This is a genomic window from Niallia sp. WK069_GA_01 (assembly GCF_983173855.1).
This window is the reverse complement of record NZ_OZ470138.1, coordinates 4,387,645-4,399,681: the sequence shown is the minus strand read 5'-3', so window position 1 is coordinate 4,399,681 and position 12,037 is coordinate 4,387,645. Positions and strand designations below refer to the sequence as shown.

Here is a 12,037-nt window from a genome sequence, read left to right as displayed (position 1 = left end):
TAAACTATTATTTTAATGGGCATCAGCTGAGGTAAGCTTATAGTGCGTGTTCAAAAAGGAGGATAAAAAGGACCAAGAAGTTCGAGGCGGTTTAGCTTGGAGCATCGGCCTTCCGCAGGATGTGGTGACTTCAACGTTGCTCACAGGACGTGAGCGTTTTTAGTTGAAGATCCTCTAGTTAATACGTGGGAAGCGGAGAAGCAAACCAACGAAGAAATTCGATGTGTCATTTTTACCGGACTTTTTGAACAACCTCTTTATAGAACGAATTTTCTTGGTGATACTACATGTAGTTATGTAAATTAGAAGGTTTCGGATGATACGTTTTGAACGCTGTGCCAGTACATATTTTCAGGAGGTAAATAGTAGTGAATATGAATAATAATGATATCTTAATTCGATTAAGATACGCTCTAGATATAAAGAATACAGATATGATAGAGATATTTAAACTTGGAGGCGTGGAAGTAACGAAAGAAGAAGTGCTAAAGCTGCTTACAAAATCAAAGGACAGTGAAGAAGAGGAATTTGGCAATGAAGAGTATATAGATGAGAATCATATAGAATGTACCAATTTCATGTTAGAGTCCTTTTTGAATGGTCTTATTACGTTTAAAAGAGGGAAACAAGATCCGAAACCAGGTCAACCTGAAAAACCGGCAATGTCTATCAAGAATAATGGCAGTGTTAATAACGTATTGCTAAAGAAATTGAAAATAGCACTTGCATTAAAAAGTGAGGACATGCTTGATATATTAGAAGAAGCAGGAGTAATCATCACAAAAGGTGAACTAAGTGCGCTATTAAGAAAAGAAGGCCATAAAAATTACGTAGCGTGCGGGGATAGATACGCTCGGAATTTCTTAAAGGGATTAGCATTAAAATATAGATAAATTAAACAGGGACGGTTTTTCTGCTTCAAAAAGAGGCAAGAGGAACCTCCCTTTGTTTTTGCAGGGAAATACTCTTTTTATGTCGAAATAATGCATGGAAGGAGCGTATTTTATGATAGAGGTTAAAGAAGTAAAAATTGATGGAGAGATAATCCATATTTTTAATAGTGCAATCTATATCTTTGAGTCGAATACGGGATACACGTTAGAGTTGGATATGATTGTTAGTGAAGTAGCTTTGAAAAAATATAATCATGAAGAAAACCTAATCTTAGAGATAGAATTACAAGATGGTCGAGTTATAAATACATTCATGCATGTAAGAAGTTTATCAGGAGCATTACCTCAACTTCATTTATTTTGTGAATGGAACGATATAGAAGAGTATAAAGATTTTCATATAGTGAATGAAAATGATTCTTTGTTTCCAAACATAGAGGAAGGAATTACTTTAGAGGAAATAAGAAAATATGAAATGCCTAATGAAAAAATCACATTGAAATTAAATTTGCCAATTGACCAAACAGAGTGGCTGCAAACGAAGAAAAATAAAGAATTAACACAAATATTTAAACAGGTTATCTATGAATATTGGAAAAGTCATGGAAAAAGCTAGTTTTATATTTTCTAGTAGGAGGAGAGATCTTGAATGTGAAAGAGAAGGTTAAACACCTTCCTAGCTCCCCAGGAGTATATTTAATGAAAGATTATTTGGGGCATATTATCTATGTGGGAAAATCAAAAAATCTAAAAAATAGAGTTCAATCCTACTTTCAAAACTCAACGAATCATTCGAAAAAGGTGGAAAAGCTTGTTACGCAAATAAAGGATTTTGACTATATTTTAACAGATACAGAATTTGAAGCTTTTATGCTGGAATGCCAATTAATACAGAAAATAAAGCCCTTTTATAATAAATTAATGAAAAGTCCCCAATCTTACACGTATATAACCTTTCGAATGAATAAGGGGATTTACCGGATTGAGTGCACTTATGAAAAGGATCTAAAAAATGGCTGTTTTTCTTTTGGACCATATACAAGCAAAAAAGTGGTTGGAAAAGCAATCCAACATTTGCAAGAGTGTTTTAAACTACAATGCAGCAATCAAGGGAATACAAATAACCCCTGCTTAAATTACTCGTTAGGATTGTGCATTGGGATTTGTTTTCAAAGCACTGCAGCGAAAGAATATCAGCGAATTATGACAAGCTTTATTGCCCTTCTTAAAGGAACGGATGAAGGCTTATTAAAAGAAATGCACAACCTGATGATGGAAGCGGCAGTTCTGGCTGATTTTGAAAGAGCGGCAAAGCTTCGTGACGGCTTGGAAGCCATTCAGTCACTTATTCAAAAAGAAAAAGTTCTCACATTTACGAAAGACAAGAAAAATATCGTCGTTCTTGAAAAAATTAATGATTGCAAAGTGAAATTATTCCTAATTAATCAAAACAAAATCCTGCTGAAAAAAGGCTATGTCTTAGAAAAAAATAGGCTTGATTTTGGGGAATGGATGAAACTCAATATTCAAACTTGTTTCAAACAAACAGCATCCAATATTGCTTTTGAGATGAAAAAAGAAGAAATCGATGAAGCACAAATTGTCTATCGTTATCTAAACAGAGAAACTAGTGCTTACTTGGTAATTCCAGAAAATTGGCTTGAAAAGGACGATAGTCAGCTTGACAATGCAATTCAACAATATATTAGGATGACGATGGAAGAAACGATATATTTAAGTTGAAAAAGAAAAATGGTGTAAAATGATCCTGTTAGGAAACTTGATTGTTCATGTAGAAAAGGAAAAAGTTAAAGAAGCTGAAAATTTACTGGGGGGAGAATTTTGCGTTTAAATAAATATGTGGTTATTTTGATTATATTAGCGATTGGTGCTAACCTGGTATTAATTAATATATTTGAGCAAGGAGCTCTAGCCTATACAGTAGCCATCTTGCTTTTAATTGCTGCTGCTTTCTGTACGAAAATAGGAACAAAAGAAAAACAGGAATGAAAAAATTCTAGAGAAAAACTAAAATAATATAAAAGCGCGACTATCTTATGGATAGTCATTTTTTTATCTGAAAAGTAAGTGTTAGAAAAATATTCCATTAAAACAGTTCGATATATCTATGTATAATCCCAATATTTGTGTATTATGTATATTATGTTCCATTATATTCACAACACAAAGGGGAGGTTTGGAATATGAAAAGCAAAAACACCAGCATATCTTTTTCTTGCTTCTTAGGGTCTGTTGCAGTCTTTATTCTATCTTATATTATAGGTGCTACATATGGTGAGACTGGCTTTAAAATAAGCGAAGGAAACGGCTGGATTGGTTATGTTTTACTGGCCATCCTATTCGCGTTACCTTTAGTCGGGTTGATATTTGGATTTAAGGTTCTGAAATGCCATTTGCTACTGCTAATAGAAATGTCACTACGCAAAGACTCAAAAAAAGAACAAAATTGGATATGATACTAAATTGCCTATAAGGTCTTGAGCTTTTTCGTCCAATAAAGAAAGAAAAGATAAACCCTATCATGGTTATTACATGAATTACAATTACTTTCCCTAATCCAAATGAATTTGGAAAAGATCTAGAAATTAATAATGTCACTGCAATAATAAAGACCATTATAGTAGTTAGAAGAATTGAAACTATCCATTTGCTGTTATTATTTTTTTCAGTCATTCATCATTCACCTCATTGTCTATATTAACAATTAATGGATATTTCTTTCAATAATAAGTAAGTCTTTTGATTAAAATAAGGTCATTTTCATAACAAACACAGATATTAACACCATAAATGTAGAGAGCAGGTGGAATACACGAAGACTCCCGCAGGAAAGCGAAGTGTATTCCACCTGCGAAACCCTCAGGATAGTTAATAGAAAAGACAAGCTTGATAAGCTTATTTTTTTTGCACTTATGGTCATTCAACAGCCTCAAGAAATATTCAAGCAGTTTTTCTGTCGAAAAAATGTCAAAAATTAATTCGGAAAACAAATATTTCGATAGTGAAAATAATAACCGCGTATGCTATGATGTGAGTATCAACATATCATGTGCTTTTAAAATATTGTAAAGCATATGATACTCGGGAGACGGATTGAAATGGCTACGTGGAAGCGTAATTTAATAGTATTGTGGATTGGTGTGTTTTTTACTGCAGCAAGTTTTTTTATGGTTATTCCTTTTTTGCCTATTTTTCTTTTAGAACTAAATGTACACGAACATACGGAAATGTGGTCCGGGTTATTATTTAGCGCAGCATTTTTTGCAGGTGCAATCTCAGCGCCATTCTGGGGCAGAGTCGCTGATAAGTATGGCCGGAAACCAATGATAATCCGTGCAGGGTTTGTTCTTTTTGTCATTTATACATTAGCGGCATTTGTAACAAATCCCTATCAATTATTAGTACTGCGGATTATGCAAGGCTTACTATCTGGATTTATTCCAGGAGCCATTGCATTGGTTGGAACCAATACTCCTTCTGAAAAAACAGGGTATGCACTCTCCATGATTTCCACTGCATCAGCGACAGGGGGAATCATTGGTCCGCTGCTTGGAGGATTTATTGCCGATTTAGCAGGGAATAGAATGGCATTTGCCAGTGCTGGCTTTATTGTACTTCTTTCGACATTGCTGATTATATTTTTCGTAAAAGAAGAGAATTTTACGCCAAGCAAGGAAAAAGGTTCTGTCATGAATGATTTAAGAATTGCATTTGCTAATAAAACCTTGGTGCTTGTATTAGTGTTAACGGTTGTATCAATGTGTTCGATCATGACAATTGAGCCAATTCTTCCTTTATATATTGTGGAATTAGGCGGATCTTCGGATAAAGCCTCTTTATTAGCTGGTATCGTTTTTTCCTTGCCAGGGATAGCAAGTGTATTAATGGCACCATACTGGGGAAGATTAGCAGATAAAGTAGGGTTTAACCGCGTTTTATTTATCGGCTTATTAGGTGGAGCGATCGGAACGTTTGCGCAAATTATTTTCAGTAATATCTGGGGATTCTCCATTACACGTTTTATATTTGGTCTATTTTTCTGTGCAGTATTTCCAGCCTTAAATGGACTTGTGGTGAAGTCTACCTCGGAGGATTTTCGAGGCAGGGCATTTGGGCTTAATCAAACTGCCAACCAAGTAGGTGGAATGCTTGGACCAATGATGGGTGGAGTGATTGGTGGAATATTTCCGGCTCAAGCCGTATTTGCATTAACGGGGATCTTGTTTTTAGTAGCAACAGGAATTGTTTTCTTAAATGGAAATGAACTAAGTTCTAAATATAAACAAAAAATGATACATGAAAAATCATAAACAGGCTAGCTTGTATCTTGATGAAAGGACTATTTCTGCATGTAATTTTTAATGTAGAAGCAGTCCTTTTTTTAATGAGAAAACATAAGATTATTGACGTTCATGTATATGGATCCTGTGAGCTAAGCTTCTGTTTCTATAAGTGTGAAATTATTTTCTTTAGAAGTGAGCAATGGCTCCAGTCCTTTTCTTAAAAGGTAAGAAAGTATTAAATTTTTCAACTTAGATTAGTTTCTAGCGCTTTTCTTAATTAGAAAAAATTTCTTTTTCGTTATTAATGTTATAATGGTGAATAATAACTTTAGCACCCATTGTTTTTCTTTTTTAGTGTTGAAATTTGTTTAATAGCAGTCTAATTTTAAAATGCATGATTGACATAAATGATGAAACTATGGTATAAACACATTAGGATATTTTAATACATAAAAGCGTAAAAGCATAAAAGCGTGAAAGTGGAAATATAAAAGTAGCAGAAATAGGGGGAAATTACTAGCATGGAAAATCGATGTAAAATTATAGACTGTACCATTCGTGATGGAGGGTTAGTAAACAATTGGAATTTCAGCATTGAATTTGTGCAAGACCTTTATAATGGCCTAAGCGAGTCTGGCGTTGAATATATGGAGATTGGCTACAAAAATTCTGCTAAGCTGCTTAATGCAACGGAACCGAATCCATGGAGATTTCTTGATGATCATTTCTTGAAGGAAATTATTCCTGAGAAAAAGTTCACGAAGCTATCTGCTTTAGTAGATATTGGACGAGTAGATCCTAATGATATACTACCTCGTGAGCAAAGTGCTTTGGATATGATTCGGGTGGCATGTTATATTCGCGAAGTAGATAAAGGGTTAGAGCTAGTAAAAATGTTTCATGATTTGGGTTATGAAACTTCTCTTAATATTATGGCTTTATCCAGTGTACCTGAAAATCAGCTGATTGAAGCATTTGAAATGGTAAAGGAAAGTCCTGTAGATGTTGTTTATATCGTTGATTCTTTTGGCAGCCTAGATCCTGCTGATATTGAGCATCAAGTGAAAAAGTTTAAAGGGCTGATTCCTAATAAACAGCTTGGAATTCACACACATAATAATATGCAGTTAGCATTTGCCAATACAATAACTGCATTGCGCAATGGAGTTACCTTCCTTGATTCATCTGTTTATGGAATGGGACGTGCAGCTGGAAACTGCAACACAGAGCTTCTTGTTAGCTATATACAAAAGCCGAGCTATGAGATGAAGCCGGTTCTTGGTGTGATTGAAAAACATATGCTGGAAATGCGCCAAAAATGGGAGTGGGGTTATATTATTCCTTATATGATTTCAGGTGTTCTTAACGAACATCCTCGCGTCGCCATGGCATACCGTGATAGCGATGATCGAGATAAATTCGTCGATTTTTATGAAAAGGTAACATCACCAGAGGTTTCTTCGGCTCCATCTTCGAAATAAGTAAATAATATTAACTGTATCAGGCTGCGGGAGAAATTCTGTCAGCCTTTTTTGTTGTCTAGAAAATGATAAACAAAATGGGACGGTGGATAACTTAGCAGTGTCCACATCCAGGCTTCGATGTACAGGACGTACTAATGCCGATGAAGACAGAAGGATGTGGCGTCTATAATCGGCCAGCACCTAGCTCTTGTGAATATTGCCTCCTGCCTCTAAAAGTAAAAAACAGTTTTTAAGGCAGGAGAATATTTTCTTCGGAGCTAAACAAGGCGTCCCACGCTTTTTCTGTGAAAATAAAACGGGCGAGTGGCTATTCTGGGTATCTGTATAATACAGTAACGTGTTCTATTTGATAGGGCGGGTACAGGATTTTGGTGTAAAGAAAATCTTGAAGCGTGGACTTCTAGAAAAAAGACAATAGTAAAGAAAGGGTGTGACCTCAATTTTTTAAAAAAATCACAACCTTAATAGAGTATTGTAATGGAAGGTCGTCTAACCAGCTAGACGTGGTTCAGAGAAGTGTTGCTTATTAATAAATAGGGTATATATAATTCTTAAAACTTTATGTGCAATAGCCTGTAAAGCTTTTTTCTTTCCTCTTCTTGCAGATAGAGACCAAAAAACATTTGACATTGAGGTATTTTTCGACCTTGATATAGCCCAAGCAACCTCACAAAGAGCAGCTTTTATATGTGGGTTTCCTTGAACGCTTTTGGAACTTTTCTTTTTACCAGCACTTTCATTATTGCCAGGTGATACACCAGCCCAAGAAGCTAAATGTCTTGATGAAGGGAATTGGCTCATATCTGTTCCGATTTCCGCAATAATAACAGCAGCTGTGTGTTCCTTTATACCTGGGATAGATAAAAGTATTTCTTTTTCTTCTTGATAGGAATGAAGCAGGGTATCTATCCTATTTTCAAGTTCTTGAATGGAAGTTTCCAAATACATGATATGATTCCAAGAGCTTTTAATCATAAACATTTGATGTTCATTTAATGTTCCGAAAAGAGAATCGGAAATGGTATCAGCCTTCTTGCGGAGAGAATGATGGATATTGGCATCAACATCAGCCTTATCAAGGTATCCATTATCGACTAACTGTTTCAAAAGTTTACGTCCAGAAACCCCAAAGATATCAGAAATAACTGAACCAAGCTTTATGTTTGAACATTCGAGGACCTTTGAAATTCTATTTTTTTCAGCTGTTAAGTTACCAACCCATTTCTTGCGTAAACGGTTCAAATCTCTTAATTCCCGAAGATCTTGGGAAGGGACAAAGCTTTTTTCAATCAATCCATGACGAAGAAGCTTGGCAATCCATTCTGCATCTGAAACATCGGTCTTACGACCAGGAACGTTTTTAATACGTTGGGCATTGGCCACAGTAATATCGAAATATCCTTCAAGGATGTTGTATACCGGCTTCCAATAGATTCCGGTACTTTCCAGAGCAATGTGTGTAATTTGTTTTTCTTCTAACCACTTTAATAAATCAAATAAACTTTTGGTTAAAGTGGAAAAAGTCTTGGTTTCTTTTTGAATGGATTCATTATTAGTGCCAGTTAGGGCACAAACTACAATCTCTTTTTGATGAACATCCATTCCGGCACAATGGGTTAATAAAATGTCCAAATAAAACAACCTCCAAAGTAGTGTCTATGGAAAGTGGAATAAGCTTGGTCAAACAGCATTTTTCTGTACGTGATCATCCTCAAAAATTGAAGAGTCAACAAAGGGGTGTACACAAGGCAAATTCCAAACAGTTTCTTATACAGGGTCGAACCACCACAAAAGCGCACGTAAAGATTACTTCCCATAGCATTAATCAGTATGGAAAAATGGACAAAAAAGTAAAACCCCGGCTTAGAAAAAATTTTCATGCCGGGGTGTGAGTGTGAAATCATGTGTGTTTCTTATGTGTTTTTGTTAAATTGAGTAGGTTAAGAGATTTCGTCCTTTATTTCCTAAAATGAAAAATACGGTAGTTTGTCTGACTTTATCTTCGAGTCTGTGCAAAAGTGTTAGCCAGATTTTTTAAACTAGATTCTACTTGCTGTTAAAAATAAATTTGTATTCAAAAACATATTTCCATGTAGCTACTTTTTTGTAGCTTTTATGTATATAACCGTTATTTAGATAGTAATAAAACATGTCGATTTTATCATAAACTTATTAATGATAATGTTGCGATTGAATAAATTTTCATATAATTACATTTTTTAGTTGGTGTTATAAGAAAATTTTGATGCTTTTATTTTTAAAAAGCATGTTAATTAAGTATTGACTAATGTATTTTTGTGGTAAAGGAAAGAAGAGAAGAAAAGGAGGAGAGTGGATGTGATTGGATTTTTCTTTTTTTTTCCTATTGGAGTTCTCATGTTATGGATTGCAATAAAAGGGGATAAGAAGTGGAAAAAACTATTAGTACCTGAAAATTGTTACGAAGGCAAGGTAATAGAGACGGAATTAAGAAGGTATTGGGATGATCAAGCAGGATTCTATAAAGAAGGCCGGTTTGTGATTGTGGAGATTGAGACGATAGAAAAGGAAACCAAACAGGTAGATCTATATAATGGGAATTATGAGATACCGCTGGGGACGAAGATCGATGTTTATTATAATGCCGATCTATATGGATATGCAATAATTCCTGATAGAGGGCAGCAAAAACACGCAAAGTATATCTGTTTTATATTTGGTTTGATTTTGATTATTGCTAGTATTAGTTTATTGTGAAAATGGCTTGAGGCTGTTTTAGTCAAAGTTAAAAAGTCGTAATTAAACGACTCTTGAACTTTATAAGTTGGGTTTATCCAATTTATCTAATTTATTTGCAATCTCTTTTAGAATACTGTTTTTTTCTTTTTGTAATTTAAGGATCTTGAGTAAAAACCAAATAACAAATAATACTGGAACCCCATATAAGAAAATAGTCAACAAGGGAAATAGAGAAAAAATTATGTCGCCTCTCATGTAAAAACCTCCATATTAATAAAAAATTTTTATTGAATAACGTTAAAGACACCTTTCATAGAAGAATAATGTAATGAGTACTCTTCATTTTTTCTTAATCTTCATCATTTTGTTTCGTTATTGTACTCAAGTTTCTTTCACTTCCAATTTCTTTACAACAAATAATACGTTGAAAAAAAGAAAAAGTTTCAGTAAAAGCATTATTTGAATAATAATAGTGTGTGCCCTTTTTACCAGACTCCTTGAATAAGCTCTAATAGCGTTTATTTCTTATGGTGAAATGGGGAGGGAGTCTATTTCTTTTATACAAATCCTTTTTCTTATATAATAAAAGTAGTCTTTTCGGAATTCGAAATATTTTTCAAGGTTTTAAAATCATTATGCTGTTAGGGGATGAAGTTATTATGAAGGAATTAATGAAAGAAACGTTAATGCGCTCAGCGGTTCCAGTGAAAGAAACATGGGATTTACGTGATTTATTTGAAACAGAAGAAGCATGGCGGGCAGAGTTACAAGCGTTAGAAAGCGATACTGAAACGGTTGCTCAATATAAAGGTCGTCTTCATGAAAATGCTAAGAACCTTTTAGATTGTTTATTGTCTAAAGATTTGCTAAACAAGAGGATAGTTCGTGTGATGACATACGCTAGTCTGCTTCAATCAGCTGATGGAACAAATCCAGTAAATCAAACAAATGCTGCTCTTGCTGCTTCTATGTATTCAACTGTAAGTGCAAGCATAGCATTTATTGATTCGGAAATTCTTGCTTTATCTGAAGAAACAATTAAGGACTATATTGAACAAGAGGCAGAGCTAAAGAAATTCTCGAAAACACTCAATGACTTATTAGAAGCAAAGGCATATATGTTGTCTCCTGAAACGGAGGAAGTATTAGCTGCTTTTGGTGAAATTCATGATGCTCCTTACATGATTTATCAGCGCAGCAAAACATCTGATATGCAGTTTTCTTCATTTAAGACAGAGGAGGGAGAAGAATTTCCATTAACCTTTAATTCTTATGCTAAATATGAGGAATCACCTAATACAGAACTGCGAAGAAAAGCATATGAGTCTTTTGTCAGCACATTAAATCAATACAAACATACATATGCAGCAACATTGTCTACAGAAGTGAAGAAGCAAGTTATTGAAGCAAGGCTGCGCAAGTTTGAATCAGTTACAGATATGCTGTTACATGAACAGCAGGTAACGAAAGAAATGTATGATAATCAATTAAATACGATTTTAACAGAATTAGCACCACATATGCGTCGTTTTTCCAAATTAAAACAGCGAGTTTTAGGGTTAGAAAAATTTTATTACAGTGATTTGAAGGCGCCTCTCGATGCCGCTTATAATCCTGAAATTTCATATGAAGAAGCATCTAAGCTTATTTTGGATGCATTGAAAATAATGGGGCCAGAATATAGCCGTATTATGGAAGAAGGCTTGCATAATCGCTGGGTAGATTTAGCAGATAATATTGGGAAAAGATCTGGGGCATTCTGCGCTAGTCCTTATGGCGTCCATCCATATATTATGATGACATGGAATAATTCGATGCGAAATGCGTTTACCTTAGCACATGAATTAGGTCATGCTGGCCATTTTGTGCTAGCTGGCCGCAATCAAAGTATTTCTAATACTCGTGCCTCTAGATACTTTATCGAAGCACCTTCTACTATGAATGAAATGTTATTAAGCAAATATATTTTGGAGCAATCAGAGAATGAACAGATGCGTCGATGGGTAATTCTTCAATCAATCGGTACATATTATCATAATTTTGTTACCCATATTTTAGAAGGAGAGCTGCAGCGTCGTGTTTATGAACTCGCGGAAAAGGGGGTGCCAATTACAGCAAAAATTCTATGTGAACAAAATATAGAACTACTATCGGATTTTTGGGGGGACAGCGTGGAAATAGATGAAGGAGCTGGTTTAACTTGGATGCGCCAGCCTCATTACTATATGGGACTTTATCCATACACGTATTCCGCGGGGTTAACGGCTTCAACGGCTGTTGCTCAAATGATAGAAGAAGAGGGGCAACCGGCTGTCGACCGATGGCTTTCTGTATTAAAATCTGGCGGAACGCTAAAACCGTTTGAGCTTATGAAATTAGCGAATGTGGATATGTCCACTCCCGAACCGATTCGTAATGCGGTGAATTATGTTGGAAGTTTAATAGATGAATTGGAAAACAGCTTCTAATTTTTAAAAATTAACTGTTTTATGTGGCAATACTCTTTTGGGTATTGTCTTTTTGTATGAGAATGGGGCAGAGTGAGCCAGCTTTACGAAAGAAAACAAATGCTAATGCTATGTGGTTTTGTTTTCTTCAACCCGTTTTGTCTCTAGTAATCTGGGAGGAGGAAAGAAAC

11 protein-coding genes are annotated in these 12,037 nt (G+C 34.9%); 9 read left to right on the top strand and 2 right to left on the bottom strand.

Annotation, left to right across the window (positions count from 1 at the left end; translation table 11 throughout):
• Nucleotides 1–368 precede the first annotated feature (368 nt).
• The 7 genes from AC5LWL_RS20530 to AC5LWL_RS20500 all read left to right on the top strand — a co-directional run bounded on the left by AC5LWL_RS20530 (nucleotide 369) and on the right by AC5LWL_RS20500 (nucleotide 6,678).
• Nucleotides 369–893, top strand: coding sequence for a YehS family protein (locus AC5LWL_RS20530; protein WP_493436031.1), 525 nt, complete (start codon nucleotides 369–371; stop codon nucleotides 891–893).
• 112 nt (nucleotides 894–1,005) lie between these two features.
• On the top strand, nucleotides 1,006–1,509 hold the full coding sequence (locus AC5LWL_RS20525; RefSeq protein ID WP_493436030.1) for a hypothetical protein: 504 nt from the start codon (nucleotides 1,006–1,008) through the stop codon (nucleotides 1,507–1,509).
• Nucleotides 1,510–1,544: 35 nt separating this feature from the next.
• Nucleotides 1,545–2,636 carry a GIY-YIG nuclease family protein gene (locus AC5LWL_RS20520; RefSeq protein ID WP_493436675.1) on the top strand — a complete coding sequence of 364 codons (1,092 nt, stop codon included), beginning with the start codon at nucleotides 1,545–1,547 and terminating at the stop codon, nucleotides 2,634–2,636.
• A gap of 99 nt (nucleotides 2,637–2,735) precedes the next feature.
• The gene (locus AC5LWL_RS20515; RefSeq protein WP_493436029.1) at nucleotides 2,736–2,903 is read left to right on the top strand and encodes a hypothetical protein; all 168 of its coding nucleotides are present in this window, start codon (nucleotides 2,736–2,738) and stop codon (nucleotides 2,901–2,903) included.
• Nucleotides 2,904–3,097: 194 nt separating this feature from the next.
• Nucleotides 3,098–3,370: a hypothetical protein gene (locus AC5LWL_RS20510; RefSeq protein WP_493436028.1), complete on the top strand. Its 273-nt coding sequence runs from the start codon at nucleotides 3,098–3,100 to the stop codon at nucleotides 3,368–3,370.
• A 642-nt stretch (nucleotides 3,371–4,012) separates the two neighbouring features.
• Nucleotides 4,013–5,224: an MFS transporter gene (locus AC5LWL_RS20505; RefSeq protein WP_493436027.1), complete on the top strand. Its 1,212-nt coding sequence runs from the start codon at nucleotides 4,013–4,015 to the stop codon at nucleotides 5,222–5,224.
• Nucleotides 5,225–5,718: 494 nt separating this feature from the next.
• A complete protein-coding gene (locus AC5LWL_RS20500) occupies nucleotides 5,719–6,678 on the top strand; it encodes an aldolase catalytic domain-containing protein (RefSeq protein WP_493436026.1) in 960 nt (319 codons plus the stop codon).
• A 492-nt stretch (nucleotides 6,679–7,170) separates the two neighbouring features.
• On the opposite strand, the gene AC5LWL_RS20495 is transcribed toward AC5LWL_RS20500, so the two are convergent.
• Nucleotides 7,171–8,313, bottom strand: coding sequence for an IS110 family RNA-guided transposase (locus tag AC5LWL_RS20495; protein ID WP_493432573.1), 1,143 nt, complete (start codon nucleotides 8,311–8,313; stop codon nucleotides 7,171–7,173).
• Between the two features lie 705 nt (nucleotides 8,314–9,018).
• Here AC5LWL_RS20495 and AC5LWL_RS20490 point away from each other — a divergent pair.
• Nucleotides 9,019–9,417: a hypothetical protein gene (locus AC5LWL_RS20490; RefSeq protein WP_493436025.1), complete on the top strand. Its 399-nt coding sequence runs from the start codon at nucleotides 9,019–9,021 to the stop codon at nucleotides 9,415–9,417.
• 60 nt (nucleotides 9,418–9,477) lie between these two features.
• Here AC5LWL_RS20490 and AC5LWL_RS20485 read toward each other — a convergent pair whose 3' ends face one another.
• Entirely contained in the window at nucleotides 9,478–9,654 is a 177-nt protein-coding gene (locus AC5LWL_RS20485; protein WP_493436024.1) for a hypothetical protein, read from the bottom strand.
• A gap of 404 nt (nucleotides 9,655–10,058) precedes the next feature.
• Here AC5LWL_RS20485 and pepF point away from each other — a divergent pair, with 404 nt between their 5' ends.
• Entirely contained in the window at nucleotides 10,059–11,867 is a 1,809-nt protein-coding gene (gene pepF, locus AC5LWL_RS20480) for an oligoendopeptidase F (protein ID WP_493436023.1), read from the top strand.
• Nucleotides 11,868–12,037 lie beyond the last annotated feature (170 nt).